20 protein-coding genes are annotated in these 22,709 nt (G+C 35.9%); 4 read left to right on the top strand and 16 right to left on the bottom strand.

Going from position 1 to position 22,709, the window contains the following annotated elements; genetic code table 11:
* Nucleotides 1-19 precede the first annotated feature (19 nt).
* Nucleotides 20-589 (top strand): DUF922 domain-containing protein, encoded by a 570-nt coding sequence (locus tag AN34_RS12745; protein WP_029286003.1) that lies wholly within the window; start codon nt 20-22, stop codon nt 587-589.
* Here the strand turns inward: AN34_RS12745 and AN34_RS12740 are convergent.
* From AN34_RS12740 to AN34_RS12680, 13 genes are all read right to left on the bottom strand, one after another.
* Nucleotides 569-952: a diacylglycerol kinase family protein gene (locus AN34_RS12740; RefSeq protein ID WP_051666513.1), complete on the bottom strand. Its 384-nt coding sequence runs from the start codon at nt 950-952 to the stop codon at nt 569-571. The genes AN34_RS12745 and AN34_RS12740 overlap by 21 nt on opposite strands.
* A gap of 127 nt (nt 953-1,079) precedes the next feature.
* Nucleotides 1,080-2,990 (bottom strand): beta-N-acetylhexosaminidase, encoded by a 1,911-nt coding sequence (locus AN34_RS12735; RefSeq protein ID WP_029286000.1) that lies wholly within the window; start codon nt 2,988-2,990, stop codon nt 1,080-1,082.
* Nucleotides 2,991-3,133: 143 nt separating this feature from the next.
* On the bottom strand, nt 3,134-4,090 hold the full coding sequence (gene trxB / locus AN34_RS12730; protein WP_029285998.1) for a thioredoxin-disulfide reductase: 957 nt from the start codon (nt 4,088-4,090) through the stop codon (nt 3,134-3,136).
* A 164-nt stretch (nt 4,091-4,254) separates the two neighbouring features.
* Entirely contained in the window at nt 4,255-4,644 is a 390-nt protein-coding gene (locus tag AN34_RS12725) for a DUF3060 domain-containing protein (RefSeq protein WP_029285996.1), read from the bottom strand.
* Between the two features lie 57 nt (nt 4,645-4,701).
* Nucleotides 4,702-6,330 carry an acyl-CoA carboxylase subunit beta gene (locus tag AN34_RS12720; RefSeq protein WP_029285994.1) on the bottom strand — a complete coding sequence of 543 codons (1,629 nt, stop codon included), beginning with the start codon at nt 6,328-6,330 and terminating at the stop codon, nt 4,702-4,704.
* A gap of 412 nt (nt 6,331-6,742) precedes the next feature.
* Complete coding sequence (locus tag AN34_RS12715) at nt 6,743-7,204, bottom strand: MaoC family dehydratase (RefSeq protein WP_029285992.1); 462 nt, start codon at nt 7,202-7,204, stop codon at nt 6,743-6,745.
* A gap of 60 nt (nt 7,205-7,264) precedes the next feature.
* On the bottom strand, nt 7,265-7,858 hold the full coding sequence (locus tag AN34_RS12710) for a TIGR00730 family Rossman fold protein (protein WP_029285990.1): 594 nt from the start codon (nt 7,856-7,858) through the stop codon (nt 7,265-7,267).
* Nucleotides 7,859-8,158: 300 nt separating this feature from the next.
* Complete coding sequence (locus AN34_RS12705) at nt 8,159-10,738, bottom strand: TonB-dependent receptor (protein WP_029285988.1); 2,580 nt, start codon at nt 10,736-10,738, stop codon at nt 8,159-8,161.
* Nucleotides 10,739-11,188: 450 nt separating this feature from the next.
* The gene (gene guaB / locus AN34_RS12700; protein WP_029285986.1) at nt 11,189-12,658 is read right to left on the bottom strand and encodes an IMP dehydrogenase; all 1,470 of its coding nucleotides are present in this window, start codon (nt 12,656-12,658) and stop codon (nt 11,189-11,191) included.
* Nucleotides 12,659-13,280: 622 nt separating this feature from the next.
* On the bottom strand, nt 13,281-13,460 hold the full coding sequence (locus AN34_RS12695; protein ID WP_029285984.1) for a hypothetical protein: 180 nt from the start codon (nt 13,458-13,460) through the stop codon (nt 13,281-13,283).
* Nucleotides 13,461-13,643: 183 nt separating this feature from the next.
* Entirely contained in the window at nt 13,644-14,228 is a 585-nt protein-coding gene (locus AN34_RS12690; protein WP_051666511.1) for a biliverdin-producing heme oxygenase, read from the bottom strand.
* Nucleotides 14,229-14,307: 79 nt separating this feature from the next.
* Nucleotides 14,308-14,727, bottom strand: coding sequence for a response regulator (locus tag AN34_RS12685; RefSeq protein WP_029285980.1), 420 nt, complete (start codon nt 14,725-14,727; stop codon nt 14,308-14,310).
* Complete coding sequence (locus AN34_RS12680) at nt 14,727-16,943, bottom strand: ATP-binding protein (RefSeq protein WP_029285977.1); 2,217 nt, start codon at nt 16,941-16,943, stop codon at nt 14,727-14,729. The genes AN34_RS12685 and AN34_RS12680 overlap by 1 nt, the downstream gene beginning before the upstream one ends.
* A 154-nt stretch (nt 16,944-17,097) precedes the next feature.
* Between AN34_RS12680 and AN34_RS12675 the strand changes: the two genes are divergently transcribed.
* Entirely contained in the window at nt 17,098-17,472 is a 375-nt protein-coding gene (locus tag AN34_RS12675; protein WP_029285975.1) for a response regulator transcription factor, read from the top strand.
* Between the two features lie 163 nt (nt 17,473-17,635).
* On the opposite strand, the gene AN34_RS21665 is transcribed toward AN34_RS12675, so the two are convergent.
* Both AN34_RS21665 and AN34_RS12670 read right to left on the bottom strand, forming a co-directional pair.
* On the bottom strand, nt 17,636-17,776 hold the full coding sequence (locus AN34_RS21665; protein ID WP_157263304.1) for a hypothetical protein: 141 nt from the start codon (nt 17,774-17,776) through the stop codon (nt 17,636-17,638).
* A 19-nt stretch (nt 17,777-17,795) separates the two neighbouring features.
* Complete coding sequence (locus AN34_RS12670) at nt 17,796-18,164, bottom strand: STAS/SEC14 domain-containing protein (protein ID WP_029285973.1); 369 nt, start codon at nt 18,162-18,164, stop codon at nt 17,796-17,798.
* Nucleotides 18,165-18,309: 145 nt separating this feature from the next.
* Between AN34_RS12670 and AN34_RS12665 the strand changes: the two genes are divergently transcribed.
* A complete protein-coding gene (locus AN34_RS12665; protein ID WP_029285971.1) occupies nt 18,310-19,428 on the top strand; it encodes an alpha/beta hydrolase in 1,119 nt (372 codons plus the stop codon).
* 68 nt (nt 19,429-19,496) lie between these two features.
* On the opposite strand, the gene AN34_RS12660 is transcribed toward AN34_RS12665, so the two are convergent.
* Entirely contained in the window at nt 19,497-20,267 is a 771-nt protein-coding gene (locus tag AN34_RS12660; protein WP_029285969.1) for a Ku protein, read from the bottom strand.
* A gap of 137 nt (nt 20,268-20,404) precedes the next feature.
* Between AN34_RS12660 and AN34_RS12655 the strand changes: the two genes are divergently transcribed.
* Entirely contained in the window at nt 20,405-22,693 is a 2,289-nt protein-coding gene (locus tag AN34_RS12655) for a glycosyltransferase family 4 protein (RefSeq protein ID WP_029285967.1), read from the top strand.
* The last annotated feature ends 16 nt before the right edge of the window (nt 22,694-22,709 follow it).

Below are 22,709 nucleotides of genomic sequence, written 5' to 3'. Positions count from 1 at the left end.
TTTTAGTGGTTAAATTTAAATGAAAAAACTGCTGATACCTATTATTTTTTTTCTGGCATTGCCACTTACATTTGGATTTAGACAGGATTCAATAACGCCTGTTCAAATAAACTGGGAAACTTACTACAAAGCAAAGGCTGATGAGCGCTCTCCATTTTTTGCCTTAACTGCAATGACATGGCAGTACAGCTATGAATCTACAGTGTATAGAAACCGGGTAGTTATTAAGCTTAAAAATGAAATAACTATCGATAAAAATCGTTCCTGGGTAAAGTTGGATAAAATTAAAAACCCTCAGGTTAGTGCAGACTTGTTACACCATGAACAAGGACATGTAAACATTCAATACATTTTGCTCTCCGAAGCAGAAAGGGTATTAAAAAACAGAACTTATTCTGTTAAAAATTATAAAGCGCAAATTTCGCAGTTGGCCAACGAAGTAAGTAGTTATTTTGACACCATGCAGCGTAATTATGATGAAGAAACGGAACACGGCAGTAATCATAAAATGCAGGCCCGCTGGGATCAGATTATTCAGGATAAAACAGAAGAATCCAGAGCAGCAAGTTTAGCTGATGCAGGAAAGTAGCTTTGGAATAAATATAATTCCACCAATAATCACTGCTAAAAATACGGTTACCAATACAGCTCCAGCTGCTATATCTTTAACAATTTTAATCTTAGGATGATATGACGGAGAAACTACATCAGCAAGTTTTTCGATAGCTGCATTAATCATTTCGGTAACGATAACGGCACCAATCAGGAGTAAAATTACCATCCATTCAAATGCTGAAAGATGAAGAAACCATGATAGCCCAATGGCTATAGTTGCAGCGATGAAATGCAAACGTCCATTATGATCATGAATAAAAAAAAACTTCAATCCACTAAAAGCATATTTAAAGCTTTTTAATCTATTTGTAATCGAAAATTTATTTTTTCCTTCCATGGAACATCAAAGGTACGATGATTACTTTTCGTTTAATAGAATAGATCTCCAATTAAAAGATTTTAAGCCTTGACAACTTGATCATAAAATAGCTGGTCGAGTTGCCAAAGCTTAAAATACAACTAATTTATTTTTTGGCTTCTGCTTTTACTTCAGGCGCTCCATTGTTTAATAATGTTTCAGTTACAACACTCCTTTTACCGCTAGGTGCAATTACTATAGTTTTTAACACTCTTTTCTCTCCCTTCGGAACCATTACTTTAACCGGTAAGGTATATAGAAATGCATTTTCAGACGGACGTGAAGAATCTAATGAATAGTAAATTTTACCTCCAATGATAGGCACTTTCAAATCGATGACAAAATCGCCACCATTAAGTGTTTTTTCACTTTGACCAATAGGTGTTGGTACCCAAAAATTAACGCCCATTTTATCTAAGCGGGCCAGGTGAACAGGTAAACGATCTTCTGAAAAGTTTTTTAAATCTTTGCGTTCGACCGGAGTCCATGCAATTTCAGAAAGTGCCATTAAACGTGGAAAAGCATGGTTTTCAATTTTGTTAGTGGTCTTAATATATTCTGTCCACATATTGGCTTGAACACCTTTAACATATTTTCTTTGATCAGCAGTTAAAACTTGTGGAATCGGGTCATAGCCATAAATTTTTTGGTAAGGCGCTAAGCCACCAATTGTTACGGGTTCATCAGGTGATTCAGATTGTTGATGATCAATATATAATCCCATTGAGCCTGGTGTCATAATCACATCATGATTTTGCTGGGCGGCAGCAATTCCACCAGCCTCTCCTCTCCAGCTCATTACTGTTGCGTTTGGCGCCAAACCACCTTCCAGAATTTCATCCCAACCAATGATAGAACGACCTTTTTCATTTACATGTTTTTCTATCGTCTGAATGAAATAACTTTGTAATTCATGCTCATCTTTCAAACCTTTTTCTTTCATCAAAGCCTGGCAAAATGGAGATTCTTTCCAATAGGTTTTAGGTGCCTCATCTCCTCCGATATGAATGTATTTAGAAGGAAATATAGCAATCACCTCATCCAAAACATCATTGAGCATATTAAATGTATTTTGTGAAGGAACAAAAATATCGTCAAAAACACCCCAGGTTTGCTGTACTTGCTTTCCTTTTCTAGATCCGGCCCATGCGGTTTTATCACTTATAAATGTATCTCGGTCAGGAAAACAGCTTAAGGAAGGATAAGCGGCAATCGCTGCAGATGCGTGGCCAGGTAACTCAATTTCCGGAATAACCGTAATGTAACGCTCGGCTGCATATTTTACAATTTCCTTCGCTTCATCCTGTGTATAAAAACCTTTAACCTCCGTCAGGTAATTTCCTGTTCCCGGATAACGACCAATGATTGAACCATTTCTAACAGCGCCTACTGAAGTTAACTTTGGATATTTTTTAATTTCCAGTCTCCATCCCTGATCATCTGTTAAATGCCAATGAAAAGTATTTATTTTATAATAGGCCAACTGATCAATATATTTTTTAATAAATGATATTGGAAAAAAATGACGAGATACGTCGAGCATTGTTCCGCGATAGCTGAAACGTGGATAGTCATTAATGGTAACCGCGGGTATCATGATTTTATCACCCGTCTTTTCGGGCATCATTTGCATCATAGATTGAACCGCATAAAATAAGCCTGCACCTCTACCTGTAATAACAATCTGATTAGAATTTACTTTGATAGTATATCCTTCATCAGGTAACTTATCTGCACCTGCCGAAGTTAAAAGTATACTTTTTTGATTAGGCTGACTGATTGTAGCTTCTCTAAGTGCAAAACCAGCTCTGCTTACGATGAATGCATTTAACAAATCATTTATCCTTGCTCCATCAATACTCTGATTGATAAGAATTGTTGTTTTATCTAGGATAAAATTTCCATTGGCTTTTGTAACGGAGACCGGTGCTGGAATGATCCCAAGGTTTGGATCGCTTTGTGCAAAGGCACTTATACTCATCAATACTCCAATAAAAACGTGTACAGCTTTGTTCATGTGTAAGTTTATTTTAAATAAAATTTTCATTAAATTAATCTAAGATATAAATAACAGAAAGATTCTTCATCACACTTTTTTGTTACGAACAAAAAAGAGAAACCTGATTGGGGTTTCTCTTCTTAAAATATTTATGAATAATCTTATGCTTCAACCGGATGTTCCTTTGCAGCCAGATATCTTTCGGCATCCAAAGCAGCCATACAACCAGAACCTGCAGCGGTAACCGCTTGCCTGTAATACATGTCCTGAACATCACCACAAGCAAAAACGCCTTCAACATTGGTTAAAGTAGATCCAGGTTTGGTTAATAAGTAACCTGTTTCATCCATATCCAATTGATCTTTAAAAATATCAGTGTTTGGTTTGTGTCCAATGGCTACGAAAAAACCTTCCACAGCAATTTCAGAAACTTCATTTGACTGATTATTGATTACTTTTACTGCGGTAACATTTTTACCATTTCCAAGAATTTCCTGAGTTTCGGTATTGTAATGAACCACAATATTAGGCGTTGCCAACACACGGCTCACCATTGCTTTAGATGCACGGAATTCATCTCTACGAACCAACAAGTGAACCGTTTTACAAAGCTTAGCTAAATATGTTGCCTCTTCTGCTGCTGTATCTCCGGCACCTACAATGGCAACATCTTGTCCTTTAAAGAAAAATCCATCGCAAACCGCACAGGCAGATACACCAAAACCATTATATTGTTGTTCACTCGGTAAGCCTAACCATTTTGCTGTTGCACCAGTAGCAATAATTACCGTGTCTGCCGTAATTATTTTGATCTCATCTACCACAATTTTATGAGGAGTTGATGAAAAGTCTACAGAACTGATATAACCAAAACGGATATCCGTACCAAAACGTTCTGCTTGCTTGCGGAAATCTTCCATCATTTCCGGCCCCATAATTCCTTGAGGATAACCTGGGAAATTTTCTACATCAGTGGTTTGCGTTAACTGACCACCCGCCTGCATACCAGTATACATAATTGGTTTTAAATCAGCTCTGGCAGCGTATATTGCTGCAGTATATCCTGCAGGACCAGAACCAATGATTAAACACTGAACGTGCTCGTTTTCTTGTGACATTATAGTGTGTGTTTGAAATTCTTAAACTAAAAAGCAAATTTAATGCTTTAAACATTTGTTAACAAATGTACATTGTCAACATAGTTTACTTATTAACATGCATTACAATTTAAAGGTCAAGACTTAGTATTTAAAAGTTTAAATCCCTGGTTTATAAGTTTTGACTATTTTACCATAGTTACATAGCTTGCTGCGCCTGATACGCTTGAAATTGCTTTACGATTCTTATTCGGACTGGAAGTATAAGTTACACTTGAATCAGCTCCCTGAATGCGAATCACTTTAACTCCCTGTGCTTTAACCTTGATCCCCGCTCCTGTTACCTTGATGCTGTTGCAGTTTCCGGTAATGACTACGTTGATACTACTGCCTTCAATATTAATATTTTCATTTCCGGTAGCTTCTATTGTTCTGTTTAGACTACTGCCTACAACACTAATAGTTTCACCGGTTTCCTGCGTTCCTACTTTTGAATTTTGAGCTTTTGTAATTATAGGCGTGACGAATAAAATGGTTAACGCAAATAAAGCAATCATTCTTTTTAAGTTTCTCATATCTGGTAAGTTTAAGTTTCTGAGCGAACAAAGATTATAACAGTGCGTATTTATACTTTAAGTTTGAATGATGCCTACATTAAATTTCCTGGTTATTGGTGATTGATTCGCGGCCTCGATGCCCATAGAAATTACTTTTCTGGTTTCCAGTGGATCAATAATACCATCTACCCATAGTCTTGATGCAGCATAGTAAGGTGTAGTCTGGCTATCGTATTTATCGGTAATTTCTTTCAATAGTTCCGCTTCTTTTTCTGGCGTAATCACTTCACCTTTAGCTTTTAAAGATGCTTCCTGAATCTGCAATAAAGTTTTCGCTGCCTGTGCGCCGCCCATTACGGCAATTTTAGCGGTTGGCCAGGCGTAAATTAATCTCGGATCATATGCTTTCCCACACATGGCATAGTTACCTGCACCATAGGAGTTACCAATTACAATGGTAAATTTCGGCACGACAGAATTAGCAACTGCATTAACCATTTTTGCACCATCTTTAATAATCCCACCATGTTCAGACCTGCTTCCAACCATAAAGCCGGTTACATCCTGTAAAAACACCAGGGGAATTTTCTTTTGATTACAATTCATGATAAACCGTGCAGCCTTATCCGCACTATCAGAATAAATCACACCACCGAATTGCATTTCCCCCTTTTTCGATTTGACTACCTTGCGTTGATTAGCAACAATGCCTACTGCCCAACCATCTATACGACCTAAACCACAAACGATACTTTGGCCATATCCTGCTTTATATTCTTCAAATTCAGAATTGTCAACCAAGCGGTTAATGATATCCATTATTTCGTATTGTTTATCTCTGTTTTCCGGGATAATGCCATAAAGCTCTGTTTCACTTTCTTTGGGTTTAGCAGATTTAATCCGGTCAAAGCCTGCATTTTGAGGCGCTCCTAACATGCTCATGATGTTCCGGATACTGTCTAGACAAGCTTGATCATTAAGATGCTTGTAATCGGTAACACCTGATATTTCACAGTGCGTAGTTGCTCCTCCCAAAGTTTCATTATCAACATCCTCTCCTATTGCAGATTTTACCAGATAGGAACCTGCTAAAAACACCGAACCGGTTTTATCAACAATCATGGCTTCATCACTCATGATGGGTAAATATGCTCCTCCAGCAACACAGGCTCCCATGATGGCAGAGATTTGTACGATTCCTTCTGCAGACATCATTGCGTTATTGCGGAACATTCTTCCGAAATGCTCCTTATCAGGAAAAATTTCATCCTGCATGGGCAGATAAACACCAGCGCTATCTACCAAATAAATCACTGGTAAGCGATTTTCCATGGCAATTTCCTGTGCCCTCAAATTCTTTTTGGCTGTCATTGGAAACCAGGCTCCGGCTTTTACCGTAGCATCGTTTGCTATGATCATACACTGCCTGCCGCTTACATAACCAATGCCACAAATTACACCAGCAGAAGGACAGCCACCCTGATCGGCATACATACCATCTGCCGTAAAGGCACCAACTTCTAAAAAATCGGCATCTTTATCTATCAGAAAATCAATCCTTTCACGAGCCAATAACTTTCCTTTTTCTTTTTGCCTGGCCGCATTTTTTTCGCCACCACCCAGATAGATTTTTTTCAGTTTAGTCTTCAGCTCGTAAACCAACTGCTTGTTTACATCTTCGTTCTTGTTGAATTCGATATCCATGCAGGCAATTTAAATCTTATTTTGCAATAAAGCATGGCGACCGAATTGGTTTCTGGTCTATACTGATTTTTTACTATTGAGGATACACAAAAAAGAATTTTAATGGGAATAAATAACTTCAGCCTGTGAAAGTTATTGTTAATTATTTCTTATTGCAATCCCTATCTTTGACGAAAGAAAAACAAAGAATATAGTTTAATAAAGAAATATTAAAATTACTTTATGCTACAATAAAAATTGTAAATCTGCTATGGTAATTTTTAAATATGCTAACGACCGAACGTTGTATTCTTTACGAAAACATCCCTTCTCTTTGAGATTGAAGCAAATAAATAAAGGGAATTATATACTATTAATAATTTGAGTAATAATCATTTGATAAATGCATTACAAATAGTTTAAGCTATTAAAGTTAGCTTACAAAGTGATACAAGAACACCACTTCACCTGTAAATGCAGGTTTCTTTTGGTTTTCAATTTCCATTTCTATTGCCATATGTACTTTAGTTACACCACGTAAATTCACAATAGATGCCAGTTTAGCTTTAAGCCTGATGTTGCTATTTACTAAAACGGGTTGTGCAAACCTTAAACTTTCAATGCCATAGTTAATTTCCATTTTAAGGTTTTGAATATCTACAATTTCTTTCCATAAATATGGGATCAATGAAAGGGTTAAATAACCATGTGCTATGGTAGAACCAAAAGGCCCTTCATTTTTTGCCTTTTCCTCGTTTATATGAATCCATTGATAATCAAGCGTAGCATTGGCAAACTGATTAATTTGCTCCTGTGTAATGGTGTGCCACGAAGAAACACCAAGTTCTTTACCTAAATGTTGTTCAAATTCTGCGTGAGAAGTAATGATTTGCATTTTTATAAATTATTTTATTGCTAAATTTTAATTGATTAACATTTTAAACTTAAAGCCCTATTAAATAAGGTCTCTTTCTTTGTACCAAACTTCATCGGGTACAGCAGAGAAATGATCCATTTTATCAATTAATATATTGGCATCAGCCTCATTAAAAACCAAATCCCGATTAGCAGGTTTTAAAAATTTGCTTTGCACCATCAATTCCATTTGTGCAAAAAGAGGATCGTAAAATCCGCCTACATTCAATACTCCTATAGGCTTATTATGCAAGCCAAGCTGCAACCAGGTAAGTACTTCGAAAAATTCTTCAAGGGTACCAAAACCTCCAGGAAGGATCACAAAACCATCACTCAGATCGGCCATCTTCTGCTTACGCTGATGCATATTTTCGGTTATGATCATTTCGGTAATCCCCTTATGCCCTACCTCTTTATCCATCAGAAATTGAGGAATTACACCAGTTACCTGTCCACCCAATTCTAATACATCATTGGCTAAAAGCCCCATTACACCTACACTTCCACCACCATATACCAGTTTGATATCTTCTTCAACCAATATTTCTGCCAACTTTTTAATGGCATTACGTAAATGTATATCACCATTAAAGTTTGAGCCACAGTATACACAAACCGCTTTAAGCTTATTCATTTGAATCAAAATTTTACCGAAGTTAAGAATTTTCTTATCGCTCAGTAAATTTTTATTCTACACAATGCTGTTACAGGTATATTTAAACTTACTCTTGGTAGTTGATATGCTCCTTATTACCATATAGGTGGAATTTAAGATCAATATAAGATCTGGTGTGATATGCAGGGTAGTTCCGAGTATATACTAATATTCTTTCGTGGTAAAGGTTCACGTAAAATCTTTACTTAATAGATATTTATTAAAAAAAGCGTCGAAAAAAAATCGACGCTCCTAACCAAATATAAAGAGAAAAAAAAATTAGAAACTATACCGGAAAGTTGCTCCATAAGTTCTTGGATCTCCAAGCACCCCGGCATATAAACCCGAATTACCAGCCGCGGCTTGTAATTGTTCATAATAATTTTTGTTGGTTAAATTTCTGCTCCACACAAAAACAGAGAATTTATCAGACTTAAACCCAAGCCTCGCATTTAATAGCGCATATCCCTGAACATTTAAAACACTGGATGGGGTTGGGTTTGATGAATAAGTAGAACGGTAACTGGCATCACCTGCGATAAAGTACCGCCCAGGTTTAGTGGCTAAATTACCTGGCGTACTAAATTCTGCACCGCCAGAAACATTCCACTTTGATATTCCGGGCAATCTACCACCTGAAGCATCCTTAAATGCTACCTGCGTGGCCACACCATTAACCAATTCGGTATGACCAGTTTCTTCCAATGGAAGCGGCGCATTGGTGAAAGTAATATATTTACCATCCAAATAAGCCAATGCTGCATTTAGTGTCAAAAATCTTTCCAGCTGGTAAGTTCCGTCAACCTCCAACCCCTTTACTTTAACTTTCTCGGCATTGGCTAAATATCCCCTGTTTACGCCTAATTGTGGCGATTGCACATTGGTTTGATAATCTTTAATATCAGTATTGAAAGCTGTAACATTTAATATGGCACCTTTAAAAGGTTTTGTTTTCAATCCTAACTCATAATGCTCCACATACTCTGGTTTTACTACGGCTAAAGATAAATCTGCCTGTCCATTCGCTGTAGTTGGCAATCCCCCAACATTAACTCCAACAGGCTTGTAAGCAGTAGAAAAGGTTCCGTAAATATTCAATTTGGGATTTGGCCTATATGATAAGGTGAGGTTTCCAGATAAATTATTATTGTTGGTACTGATATTGAACTGTTGATTACTATATACGGCAGCTTTAAGGGCCAATAATGCAGCGTCGTTAGTTTGTAAACCGCCATAAGTATTTCTATCATAATCTACATCTTTTTTATCATATGTAAATCTTAATCCTGGCAAAACATGTAAATTTTTAACCACTTCCCAATCTACTTGACCAAAAACTGCTGCACTTAAGGATTTAATGGTGGAATTTGTTTTAATACCAAAACCATCCAACAATCCTGGTGTAGCATATAAAGCCTGAGCGCCAGTATTAGCCGTTTGTACAAATCTCCACTGATCTTTACCCACCTCTTCTGTTTGACCCAGCCCCTGAAGGTTTTGACCCAATAAAAATACACCGATTACGCCACTTAACTTTTCATTGATATTGCCCGCATATCGAATTTCCTGCGAATACTGGTCGTGACGGGAATTCCCCTGAGATTTAGTAAGCGCAGCGAGTTCAGAAAAATCCCTGTCATTTGTTGGATCCCAGTTCCAAAACCTCCAGGCTGTAGTAGAAGTTAAAGTACCATTCCCCATTTTATAATCCACATTTAAAGAAATCCCACCAATTGATTGATTGTGTCTCCACGGTGTGTTTGTATTGATTTCTCTCGAAAACGGGTCGATTTTTGGTTGCTGGTAACCAAGATCTGAAACAATTCTGGCATATTGGCGATAGGCACTTCTTTCTGTCGTAGTTACACCAGCAATAACCAAAGGGTAACCAGCGGGGTGTTGAATACTCACATCACCACTTAACAGGATTTTTAATTTATCTGATGGTGTATAATACAATTGCCCTTTGAAACCTAGATTATTTTGGCCACTATACCTCCGCTCCTCTCTCGTATTGTAAATGGTACCATCACGCTGAGTACCAGAAATAGAAATTTTTGCAGCTAGATTTTTTGCTACTCCACCTGATACAGATGTTTTAGCTTGGATAAAATTATAATTCCCCACACTCATTTCCACTTTTGCAGTTGGTGTTTGTGTGGGTTTAGTAGTGGTGATATTGAAAGCGCCAGCAGTAGTGTTTTTTCCAAATAATGTCCCCTGGGGCCCACGAATGACTTCAATTTGTTCAATATCAAGAAAATCAGTTGAAGTAGCGGCCGGACGGGCATGATACACCCCATCTACATAAAAACCTACACCGGGATCAATCCCATCATTCGTTAAGCCGAATGTAGATCCCAAACCTCTGATATTGAGTGTTGTATTCCTAGCATTAGAAGCATACAACTGAACTGAGGGCACAAGTTCTTTTAAACGGTTAACATTAAAAGCACCTGCATTTTCTGCTGCCTGACCGCCAATCACCGTAATGGGAATAGGAACATCCTGTAATACTTCTGACCGTCTTCTGGAAGTTACCACAATTTCATCAAGTTGGGTATCTTCCACCAAAACCAGCTCTAGTGGTGTTTCCTGAATATTTAAAATCTGGAAATCCTGGGGTTTATAGCCTACATAACTGATTCGGATGTAAAATGGAGGCTGCTGTTTAGCATCGATATTGAATGCACCATTTGCATCCGTCAGTGTTGCAATTTTAGTTCCTCTAATGGTTACTGTCGCACCGGGTATGGTGATGTTATTAGCTCCTTTTACAATACCCTTTACCGCATTTTGAGCGAAAATAGTGCCTGTAAAAATGATTATGGTAAATAAAATAAGTAAACTTTGTTTCATAAGGGTGAATTGGTTTGGTTTAAATCAGAAGGTTATTTTTAGTGTTAAAAGTTTTAATTTTAGTATTGAGTATAGTAGTTTCAACCTACTATTTTGATTACAATAAAAGTTATTATATAATATCCATAGATTTAGTCGACAAATATATTAAAAAAAAGGATTTACCAAATTTTATTTTGTGAAAATTATTTTTAGCTGATTGTGTTTGAACATAACGCCAATGATAGAATTCATAGCTCGTTTTGGCCACAGATTCGCAGACAAGATTACTCATATCATTTATAAAAGTGAAGAAGCCACTACAAATTTGAACTTACCAAAGTAGGAGAAAAAAGGATAAAAAAATGGGGCTATCTTTAGGATGCCCCACAATGTACTGCAATGTTATTTTTTAAAGCTTTTTCGACGCGATTGAATAGACAACTGAATGGAAAGCTTAAGTCTTTCAGCTTATCTCGTATAATTTGGTGCTTCTTTGGTGATGGTAATATCATGTGGATGACTTTCACGCATACCAGCCGCAGTAATTTGTACAAACTGAGCTTCCTGTAATGCCTCAATATTCGCAGCACCACAGTAACCCATACTTGCACGAAGTCCGCCAATATACTGATACATCACTTCAGCTAGTGTTCCTTTAAAAGGCACTCGTCCAACAATTCCTTCAGGAACTAATTTTTTAATATCATCTTCTACATCCTGGAAGTAGCGATCTTTAGAACCTTGCTCCATGGCTTCAATAGAACCCATTCCGCGATATGATTTAAATTTACGGCCTTCATAAATGATGGTTTCACCTGGAGATTCTTCTACTCCTGCAAATAATGAACCTGCCATCACTGCACTGGCACCAGAAGCAATTGCTTTTGAGATATCGCCTGTGTGTTTAATACCTCCATCAGCAATAACTGGCACACCTGTACCTTTTAGTGCTTTCGCACATTCATAAACGGCATATAATTGAGGAACGCCTACACCAGCAATAATTCTGGTAGTACAAATAGATCCCGGACCAATCCCAACTTTAACAGCATCGGCACCAGCATCAGCTAAAAACTTAGCCGCTGCACCTGTAGCAATATTACCAACAATGACCTGAAGATCGGGATATTTAGCTTTTACTTCTTTTAATTTATCAACTACCCCTTTTGAATGACCGTGAGCGGTATCAATCGTAATTACATCAACACCTGCATGAACTAAAGCATCAACACGTTGCAAAGTATCAGCAGTTACACCTACTGCTGCACCTACACGTAACCGTCCACGCTCATCTTTACAGGCAGCAGGATAGTTTTTAACTTTTGAAATATCTTTAAAGGTAATCAGGCCACTTAAATAACCATCTTTGCTCACTACTGGTAGTTTTTCGATTTTATGGTTCTGAAGAATTTCTTCCGCCTGAACCAGGTTTGTACCTTCCGGAGCGGTAATCAGGTTTTCTTTGGTCATGACTTCTGCGATTGGTCTCGACATATTTTTCTGGAAACGTAAATCGCGATTGGTAATAATCCCTACCAATTTATTATCACTGCTTACTACGGGAATGCCACCAATTTTGTGTTCTTTCATAATCTTGAAAGCATCAGCAACAACAGCAGTTTCCAATAGTGTAACCGGATCCTGAATCATTCCGCTTTCTGAACGTTTAACTTTACGAACCTCTTCTGCTTGTCTGTCGATCGTCATGTTTTTATGCAACATCCCGATCCCTCCATTTTGGGCAATGGCAATGGCCAGTTCGGCTTCTGTTACGGTATCCATCGCGGCAGAAATCAATGGAACGTTAAGCTTTATTTTTTTGGTTAAGAAAGTTGTTGTATTTACATCACGGGGCAGAATTTCTGAATAAGCGGGTACTAAAAGTACGTCGTCATACGTTAAACCTGTTGCGATAAATTTTGTGGAGTCGAGTTGCATAGCAAATAAATTACGATTTATTATTTGCCAGGCAAAGATACGAAAACTTACTTGAAATTTAAAAGATATTGTGGTTTGGATGTAAATAGTTTTGAATGCTATTTAAGGTTAGGTTTTCAAATAATGGATAAGTTAAATCTGGATGAAAAGAATAACGACAAATGGTAAACATAATTTGCCTTACTTACTTTTTAACAATACCAGCTGCTTCTACTATTTTTAAAGATGCCTTAAAATGCGACTATCATGCCTTAGGACTCCAATGGAACCCCAATAGAACCAGGTGATAACCTGATATTCTTTTGCCTTGAAAATTAAGTGATGAAACCGACTTTATAGTTCTTCTACCTACTGGAAAACCAAACTGATATTACAAACATATTGAATGTTATTCTGATTTGTTGTAAATATCAGTAGTTCAAAGAATGAAAGCAAATCTCAGCCTTATGAGTTATCAAATGATTAAATTGTCTTTTCAAGCCAATTATAATTCTACCTCAAAATCTAACAAACTACCTCATAAACAGAATATAAGTATAAATAAAACTTAAAAAATAAGTTAATTAAACGCAAAAAGGGTTCGGCATTACCGAAACCCTTTTTGTTTCATACTCACGAAATATTATTTTTCAGAGTTTTTCTTTTCGGTTACTTCTGCACGGATTTCTTGTGCTAATACTTTAAGATCTTGCATTGCTTTACGCACACGAGTACCAGCAGCTGCATTGCCAGCATTATAAAATTTTTCTACATCTGCTTCAATCGCAGCAACAGCAGCTTTAACTTTTGAGAATTTTTCCATCGCTAATTGATGTTTTTAAGGTTTAAAAAAATTATTTATTTCCAATAATACATATTTACCTTGAATTAACAAGATAAAGCATATATTAATTTACAATAAGTTTTACACATATTCACAATCTAAAAAATGCCCTTACGCTCTTTCAGCTGTATTTTTAGCAAAAAAGTGAGAAAATATGTTCAATTAATTCAGCTGTTTAGAAAGCTTTATTAAATTGTCAAAGGTTTGATTTGCACTATTTATACAATCATCATAATCATCAGCTACAACACTTTCATTCAATACGTTAATGAAACTTTTCCATTTAGATCCCAATTCTGATCCATACACGCCATAATAATTCAATCCTCCTTCAGCATTTTTAAAATTCGGATTGGCTAAAATATGCTTTTTAATCACATTACCACCCAGTGTTGCTCCTTCCAAAACATATAATGCACCTAAAATTGATGCAGTATTTTGATCCGGAATAAACAATTCAAAATCTAAAGCCGGCAAAGTTAAACTATCAATTTGCCAGTATTCCAAGTCCTTTTCTAAGGCTTGCAATTTAAATCTGCTATTCATTTCTAATTTCTGTGCAAGATTATTCTCCAGCATATTGGCTAACCTATTTTCTAATTTTTGATGAATAATATAATTTATAGTCAGTAGCTTCTTATAATTATCTATACTCAAAGAATTATCCATGATGTGATTTACAAACATCATCGATTCTAACTCTTTATGTTTCTCTGCTGTTTTCGTTCTTAATAATTCGGAAATCATTATTTTTTGTTTAAAATAAGATATAAAAAAAAGATTCGAATAAAACATCCGAATCTTTTACATGTTAAATCGTGATGTATTAATTCATCCTCAGGTGCTGATTAAACCAAAAGTTGTGTACAGAATGTAAACACTTTACCAGATTATCATAACCATTTGGCTTTGTAAGATACGCATTAGCGCCAAATTCAATCGAAGCCTTTACATCATCTGGATTATCAGATGTTGAGAATAGAATTACTGGTGTCGATTTTAAATAAGGAATATCTCGTATAAATTTAAGTAAATCAAGTCCGGATAAACCTGGTAAATTTAAATCCAGTAAAATCAATCTTGGTTTAGTTTTTTGCGCTGCAAATTGCTGCAGTTTCATCAAAGCCTTGGCACCATCTTCTACAATGGCTAAATTTAAAGTATCACCAACCTCCTGTATAGCACTCTGCATGAAAAAAGCATAATCTTCATCATCTTCCACGTAAAATATATCTGGCGTATTCATTATTTTATATTTTTAAATGCTACATAAAACGTAGATCCTGCATTGAGTTTACTTTCAAACCATACCCTTCCCTGATGTTTTTCAACCACTCGTTTTACAATAGCCAGGCCAACTCCTGTACCTTCTATTTCTTTAACATTATCCATGCGCTTAAATAGCTCAAAAACCCTGTCATAGTATCGGTTATCAATTCCTATACCATTATCTTTAACTGCGTAAACTATTTCATCGCCTTCAATATCACCAGAAATCTCAATTGTTGGCTTTTCGATCATTGAAGAGTATTTAACACTATTACTAATCAAGTTTGTAAACACTTGAGCAATCATAGTCTTATCTCCTTTTAAGTCTGGCAATTGGCCTAAAATCAATTCGGCTTTGTCTGCTTTAAAAGCCGCCCAGACTTCTGATCCAATTTCATTTAGTAAGGTTCGCATGTTAATATGCTCAAAACTAATTTCTGACCGACCAACTCTTGCCAGGTTTAATATCTCCTTTATCAGAAAATTCATCTTATCTGCACCAACTAAAATCCGACTTAACATTTTAATTGCGGTATCGTCAAGACTCTTATTTTTGAGCATTAACTCTGCATAAGTTTTAATAGATGTAAGCGGTGTTCTTAAATCATGCGATATGGTATAACTAAAAGTATCCAGTTCCTCATAAGCAGATTGCAGTTTTTCATTTAACAACCTAACCTCATTTGCTTTCTTACTTACATCATTAATAATAATCTCCCGAATGCGTAAAACGGATGCTATCTCTTCTGTCTGCCATTTCTCCGAAGTGTTACTTACTTCTTCAGACCATGATTCAAACGATTTTCTTGGAGACAAACTGAGTAAGCCATTTTCGGAAGTTGTTACAGGTTTATCAGGATTACCAGCCCAGTTGATATTGGTGATCAGCTCTGGCTTAAACCAAATAATCATTTCGCCATGATCTTTACTAATATTGCATGCTAGAATTCCAGATGCAATACTTTTATATTTTTTTGCCGGAGAATGTATTTCTGATAAACGATGCGTGTAGTAAATCGATTCATCACTGATTGCTTTTAACCAATCTGACAATTCTATAATATCTTCCTGATCAGGTACAATACCAATGGTTTTTATTTTATCTTCAAAGATGACGGCAACTCCACTTGCATTGGTAACCTCTAAAATATTTCTTTCATGACTGGTAATGGCATCAAATAAATATTTATCGTGATTGAGATGCTCTGAAAGTATGGCTGCGGTATTTTTAAATTGCTCAACCATTTGAGCATCTTCCTCATCCTGACGATACTCTAAAGCTGATGAGAGTATCTGGCCAATCAGCTTTGCTCCTTCTCTTGCCTTATAATCAATAAATTTAGGAGAATAATTATGGCAGGCAATTAGCCCCCATAACGCTCCGTGTGAGATTAAAGAAATGCTAAAGCTTGAATCTACCCCCATATTTTTTAAATACTGAATATGAATTGGTGATACAGCCCTCAAACCAGACTTTGTTAAATCAAGTGGTTGATCGGCTAAAAAAGTAACAATAGGATCATCGGTCTGATTCACATCGGCAATAAGCCGTGTAAGGTTTAATCTATACAATTCCCTTGCCTGTTTAGGAATGTCTGACGCAGGATAGTGCAATCCGAGGAATGGTTCCAGATCATCATTTTTATCTTCGGCAATCACTTCACCATGGCCATCATCCAAAAATTTATAGATCATTACCCGATCATAATGTATTAGTTTTCTAACTTCACTGGCGGCACCATTTAACAGTGCAGAAATACTCCTGCCTTGTAGCATTACCGATGCAGAACGGCCGATTAAACCTTGTATATCATATTGTAGTGTTGCTGGTTCAAATTCAATGAGCCAGTTACTTTCTGATTCTGAAATAATAATATAAAAAGGATGCTTCTTGATATTTACAGGATGCGGATTGATTGCATCAAAACTTTTTCTAACAATACCTAGTTTTAATAAACCTTCAATACTAAATTCTGCTTCTTGTTGATTTAAAAAGCTATGAATTGATGAAAGTGGTTTCTCGAGAAGATCTCTAGCAGATTCATTCAAAAAGATACCAATATTATCACTAACATAAGTGATTAAAAAACTAACCTTATCTACGGCAATTAAAAAACCATGTGCCTGAACTTTACCCGGAATGTGGATGGGTTCTTTGTCACAGTTCGACAGATCTACAGAAAAATTATTCATATATAATTTAGATGCTACAAAAATATTAGAATTTTCTAATTAATTAATATACCTGCAACATCAGTTTAGTAAGGGATACAATTTAACAGATTAGTTTTAAGATTTATTTTTTATTTTATATTTGTTTGAAATTTAAAAAATCATCTTTCAAATCTTGGCTAAAAAAAATATATTGGTTGTAGAAGATAACCATGCAATATTAGATGTTATCACGCTCATTTTGGAAAGCGAAGCTTTCCATGTTGCTGGCTTAAACAATGGCACAAATTTCCTAAATTATGTTCAAGAATTCAGGCCTGACGTAATTGTGATGGACATTATGCTTCCGGATATTGATGGGAGAATACTATTAAAAGATTTGAAAAAAACAGCATCTACCAGTCACATTCCGGTATTGATGATCTCGGCAAGATACCATGCAGACAACTATGTTTTGAATGGAATTTCTGCAGATGATTTTATGGCAAAACCATTCAATATCGATGAATTAATGGACAAAATTTATGCTCTTCTTAAAAAAGAAGTTTAAATTTTATCTCTTAAAAGCATTACTTTACTCCTTCCAGTTTTAGTTTTTTTATTGCTAGAATAAGATCTGCTAATTGGAATGTTTAAAGATGCGCCATTACAATAAAAATAACGAGAACCAAATAGCGGGTACTTCTTATTCAATTCTAAGGATACCAATCAAACTATTTAACTTCGTTCTTTTTTGCGGTATTTACTTTTTTAGCATCTTTTGCTGAAGTTACTTTTTCTTCTGCACCTTTGGCCTTTCCATTATCTGGTGCAGTAGCTTTGCTTTTTTCTGCTGATGTTTTTGAATTCTTCATCGTATTTTGTTTTATAAATTTAATCTTCGGCAGTGAGCCATAATTTTGCTTCTTCTAATTCATCGGGCTTAAATCCCTTAGCACTTCCCGGCGTTAAAAATGTAAAAAAGTTGGAAAACCATTCTACACTTTTTTCAGAACTAACCACTGCAATCTTTTTCCATTTGGTAAAATTTTGCAATCCTGCCTTCACATCCTGAATCCACGCACCTGTTGTAAAGTTTTTCACCTCAGTTTCCAACAACAGTAAATACCTGATTTCTCCGAAACGATCAGACGTGCGGGTTAATCCAGGAAGCAAAACATCTTTCAAATCATTTGTAGTTACTTCTCCAGTAGCTCTTACACCAAAGATATGGTCGGGCAATCCTGTAATTTCTGTTAACATATGGTGCTGGTTTGATTTAGAACACTGTAAATACAAAAGATGTTTTGAAATAGATGAAATTCTAAAAAGTTGTGAATCATTTAAAACTCTTAACTGATTGATTACGTTTAAAAAATATCTCTTTTAAAAACGAGAAACTAAACTTATGAAAAGCAATTTAACAAAGCTATCAACTGCAGCACTTGCACTCACCTTTATGGTATCTGCATGTTCAAATGATTCGAAAACCTCAAACCATTCAGATTCTTTAAAAACTGATTCAACCGTTAACTCTTCTTTAAAACCGGCAGGTCCGCCACCAGAATGGGGACAAAGTATTAAGCCGGAAATGCAAGCCGTTATCGAAAAATTAGCAAGTTATGGTGATAAACCAATAGAGACTTTAGATGCTACCGCTGCGAGAAAGAACCATACTCCTACTGATGCCGTAATGGATTTAATTGCCGCGAATAAAATTGAAGTACCTGCACCAAAGGTAGATACAACCGGAAAAGATATTGATGTAGCTGGTGGAAAAGTTCACTTGCGTATTTACACTCCAAAATCAGGAAATGGCCCATTTCCGGTAATTGTTTACTATCATGGTGGTGGTTTTGTTATTGCAAATTTAGATGTATATAATGCATCGGCTCAGGGTTTGGCAGAACAGGTAAATGCGGTAGTGGTTTCAGTAGCTTATCGTTTAGCACCAGAAAACAAATTTCCTACTGCTCATAATGATGCGTTTGCTGCTTATGAATGGGTAGTTAAAAATACAACAAGCATAAAAGGAGACCCAGCGAAGATTGCTGTTGTTGGTGAAAGTGCCGGCGGAAATCTGGCGGCAAATGTTTCCATCATGGCCAGAGATAAAAACATTATGGTTCCTGTTCATGAAGTTTTAGTTTATCCAATTGCGCAGGCAAACATGAATACCGAATCTTATAAAATGTATGCGAATGCTAAACCCTTAAATAAAGCCATGATGGGTTGGTTTACTGAAAAATACGTAAATACCATGATTGAAGCTCAGGATCCAAGAATATCCTTAGTAAATGCAAAATTAAAAGGTTTGCCATCCACCACCATTATTACTGCAGAAATTGATCCATTACATGATGACGGAACAATGCTTGCTAATAAGCTGGCTGAAGCTGGTGTAAAGGTAACGAGTAGAAATTATGAAGGGGTTACGCATGAGTTCTTTGGCATGGCTGCAGTTGTTCCTGAAGCTAAAGCTGCACAAGCCTATGCTGCTGATCAGTTAAAAGCTGCCTTTAAATAAAAATAATTCATTCATCTGAATTGGCGGTAAATGTCCAATTCAGATGAATGATTACAATCATACTTAAATTAAGCGCCTTTCTTTGAGCCTAAACTCTGCATTAACTGATCGTATAAATCATCACTTGTGGCTTTCTGAGGCTTCATTTTCTTCACCGTAGCACGTTTGCCCTTTGCTTTGGCTTTAATAATTTTTAATAATTCATTACTATAGTCATCTTTAAAAGAACTTAAATCAAATTTTGAGCTATATTGCTTAATCAAGGCAAGCCCAACATCCATTTCTTTTTTTGTGATGGTAATATCATCTGCTTTGTTAAGCTCATCTAAACTTCTAATTTCCTGTTGAAATCTGATCTTTGTAATGACGATCACATTTTCCATGGGATGAATGACACAAAGATTTTCGGTATTTCTTAGCACGAAACGTCCAACACCAGCCTTACCTGATTTTTGAAGTGCTTTTAATAACAATGCATAAGCTTTTTTCCCTTGCTTTTCAGGTTCAGTATAATAAGATGTTTCGTAATATATAGGATTGATTTCCTTCATATCAACAAAATTCTCCAATTCTATAATTTTAGTTTTTTCTGGAGATGCCTCTTCAAAATCATGCTTTTCCAATATTACATATCGATCCTTTAAAAAATAACCTTTAACAATTTTATCAAAAGGAACTTCCTTATGCGTTTTATCATTTACACGCTGGTAGCGAATTTTTTCATGATCGCGTTCATCCAGCATATCCAAATCCAGGTGGGTGGTTTGCACACCAGAAAATAACTTAACAGGGATATTAACTAACCCAAATCCGATTGAACCTTTCCAAATCGATCTCATAGCAGTATTTTATAATTATTTGAAATGAACATTGTACTAATTGATATTGTTTTCTAAAAACTTTAGTAAATCTTGCTGAAATAAAACCATTTAGCTTGTTATTGTGTTGTATAATTACATTAATCTACAGTAATATTATGAAAATCGCATATATTTCAACTTATCCTCCACGCGAATGCGGTCTAGCTACCTTCAATCAAAACTTAGTAAATGCTTTAAGCATCAATCCATCTTATCATGCAGAGAAGAGTTTCGTCGTTGCAATGAATGAGTCTGATGATATCAATGAACATGCTTATCCAAAAGAAGTTAAATTTGTAATTAGACAGCAGAACCAACAGGATTATATTGAAGCTGCTCATTTCATTAATAACAGCGATATTGATACTTGCATTATTGAACATGAATTTGGAATTTATGGAGGCAACAGTGGTGTATTTCTTCTTTCCTTGATTAATAAACTGGAGAAACCTTTCATTACTATTTTACATACTGTATTGAAAGAACCAAATTTCATGCAACAAACCATTATTAAGGAGATTGCTTTAAAGTCTTCTAAAATTGTGGTGATGAGTAAGAAAGCGGTATTATTTTTAACCAGCATTTATCAAATTCCGAGTAATTCTATAAAATTGATTGAGCATGGCGTGCCAGATCTGGAGCCTATCGTTAACAATGAGGTTTCAAAAAGCGAATTATTCAGGAATAGAAAAGTTCTTTTTACGTTTGGCTTAATTAGCCGAAACAAAGGACTCGAAACCGTAATCAAAGCTTTGCCAAGCATTGTAGCGCAACACCCTGATGTGTTGTATGTTATTTTAGGCAACACTCATCCTGGTGTGGTGAAACATAACGGGGAAGAATACCGTGACAGTTTAAAAGCACTGGCTAAAGATTTAGGTGTAGAAAATAACATTGCCTTCGTTAATAAGTTTGTATCAGAAAGCGAGCTCCACCAATATTTAACCGCATGTCATTTATATATTACACCTTATTTAAATGAAGCTCAAATTACCAGTGGAACCTTATCATATGCCATTGGAGCCGGTGCAGCTGTAGTTTCTACTCCTTATTGGCATGCAGAAGAACTTCTAGCTGAGAAACGTGGAAGACTATTTGATTTTAAAAATGATGTTGCATTGGCAAGTATTGTTAATGAATTGCTTTCAGATGAAGATAAGTATCATGAACTTAAGACAAACGCTTTTCAATACGGACTAAAACTAAGATGGCCAGCTATTGGTAATGTGTATTTGAAAACCTTACAAGATGCAATAGATGCCGGAGAGAAACCTAAAAGGGTTACCCCTCCAATTATTGATGTAGAAAAAATGCCGGCGCTTAATCTTAGTCATATCAATTTGCTAACAGATGATACCGGTATCATTCAACATGCTCGTTTTGGCATTCCAAATCTTAAAGAGGGTTATTGCATAGATGATAATGCCAGGGCATTAATATTGGCCTTAATGGCTTACGAGCAAAATAAAAATCAGTCGGCTTTAAAATTAATGCCTATTTATCTGAGTTTTATTCAATATATGCATACAGATGACGGAAATTTCAGGAACTTTCTAAGTTTTAACCGTAATTATCTGGATGAGGTTGGTTCTGAAGATTCTTTTGGTAGAACCATATGGTCTTTAGGCTATTTGATAAATGTGGCACCAAATAATTCTTACCGTGAATTTGGAAGGGAACTTTTTTCAAATTCAGTTTCCCATTTTAAGGCATTAAAACATTTACGTGGCATGGCCAATACGCTTATAGGTGTTGCTCATTATTTAAATGTACATCCGGGTGATGAACTGATCGTAAAAGAAGCTAACCAGTTAGCCAATAGTTTGAAAAATGCTTACAAGGCTAATAAAGATGAAGACTGGCATTGGTTTGAAGATATACTAACTTATGATAATGCCATATTACCATTGGCACTATTACATCACTTTGAAGCAACAGGCAACATAGAATCTTACCAAATAGCAATGGAAAGTATTGATTTTTTAAATAGTTTCTCTTTTGAAAATGGCTATTTAAATCCTGTTGGAAATGCCGGCTGGATGAAGAAACATGGTAAAAATCCAATTTACGATCAGCAAGCTATTGAAACGATGGCGATGGTACTTTTATATGGTAAAACATACGACATTACTAAGGATAGTAAATACCTCAGTTTAATGTACACCAGTTATGAATGGTTTCTAGGTAAAAATAGTTTACACATACCATTATATGATTTTGAAACCCATGGTTGTGCAGATGGTTTGCAGTTTAATAGTGTAAATAGAAACCAGGGTGCCGAAAGTACACTGGCTTATTTTGTATCTCATTTAGCTGTGTTAAAAGCTGCCGAGGCTGAATATGAAACACTGCCTCCTCCCCTGTTTGAGGAAGATGAATATGTAAAACCTAAAAATGCTAAGTAAATGTAAGAAGGCTGAT

The sequence above is a fragment of the Pedobacter sp. R20-19 genome (assembly GCF_000708265.2).
Taxonomy (GTDB): domain Bacteria; phylum Bacteroidota; class Bacteroidia; order Sphingobacteriales; family Sphingobacteriaceae; genus Pedobacter.
This window is presented reverse-complemented; position numbering and strand designations above follow the sequence as displayed.

Bases quoted from the DNA above. Each gene is read 5' to 3' on its own strand.
- AN34_RS12745 (WP_029286003.1), top strand. From the start codon at position 20: ATGAAAAAACTGCTGATACCTATTATTTTTTTTCTGGCATTGCCACTT.
- AN34_RS12740 (WP_051666513.1), bottom strand. From the start codon at position 952: ATGGAAGGAAAAAATAAATTTTCGATTACAAATAGATTAAAAAGCTTT.
- AN34_RS12735 (WP_029286000.1), bottom strand. From the start codon at position 2,990: ATGAACAAAGCTGTACACGTTTTTATTGGAGTATTGATGAGTATAAGT.
- trxB (WP_029285998.1), bottom strand. From the start codon at position 4,090: ATGTCACAAGAAAACGAGCACGTTCAGTGTTTAATCATTGGTTCTGGT.
- AN34_RS12725 (WP_029285996.1), bottom strand. From the start codon at position 4,644: ATGAGAAACTTAAAAAGAATGATTGCTTTATTTGCGTTAACCATTTTA.
- AN34_RS12720 (WP_029285994.1), bottom strand. From the start codon at position 6,330: ATGGATATCGAATTCAACAAGAACGAAGATGTAAACAAGCAGTTGGTT.
- AN34_RS12715 (WP_029285992.1), bottom strand. From the start codon at position 7,204: ATGCAAATCATTACTTCTCACGCAGAATTTGAACAACATTTAGGTAAA.
- AN34_RS12710 (WP_029285990.1), bottom strand. From the start codon at position 7,858: ATGAATAAGCTTAAAGCGGTTTGTGTATACTGTGGCTCAAACTTTAAT.
- AN34_RS12705 (WP_029285988.1), bottom strand. From the start codon at position 10,738: ATGAAACAAAGTTTACTTATTTTATTTACCATAATCATTTTTACAGGC.
- guaB (WP_029285986.1), bottom strand. From the start codon at position 12,658: ATGCAACTCGACTCCACAAAATTTATCGCAACAGGTTTAACGTATGAC.
- AN34_RS12695 (WP_029285984.1), bottom strand. From the start codon at position 13,460: ATGGAAAAATTCTCAAAAGTTAAAGCTGCTGTTGCTGCGATTGAAGCA.
- AN34_RS12690 (WP_051666511.1), bottom strand. From the start codon at position 14,228: ATGATTTCCGAATTATTAAGAACGAAAACAGCAGAGAAACATAAAGAG.
- AN34_RS12685 (WP_029285980.1), bottom strand. From the start codon at position 14,727: ATGAATACGCCAGATATATTTTACGTGGAAGATGATGAAGATTATGCT.
- AN34_RS12680 (WP_029285977.1), bottom strand. From the start codon at position 16,943: ATGAATAATTTTTCTGTAGATCTGTCGAACTGTGACAAAGAACCCATC.
- AN34_RS21665 (WP_157263304.1), bottom strand. From the start codon at position 17,776: ATGAAGAATTCAAAAACATCAGCAGAAAAAAGCAAAGCTACTGCACCA.
- AN34_RS12670 (WP_029285973.1), bottom strand. From the start codon at position 18,164: ATGTTAACAGAAATTACAGGATTGCCCGACCATATCTTTGGTGTAAGA.
- AN34_RS12665 (WP_029285971.1), top strand. From the start codon at position 18,310: ATGAAAAGCAATTTAACAAAGCTATCAACTGCAGCACTTGCACTCACC.
- AN34_RS12660 (WP_029285969.1), bottom strand. From the start codon at position 20,267: ATGAGATCGATTTGGAAAGGTTCAATCGGATTTGGGTTAGTTAATATC.
- AN34_RS12655 (WP_029285967.1), top strand. From the start codon at position 20,405: ATGAAAATCGCATATATTTCAACTTATCCTCCACGCGAATGCGGTCTA.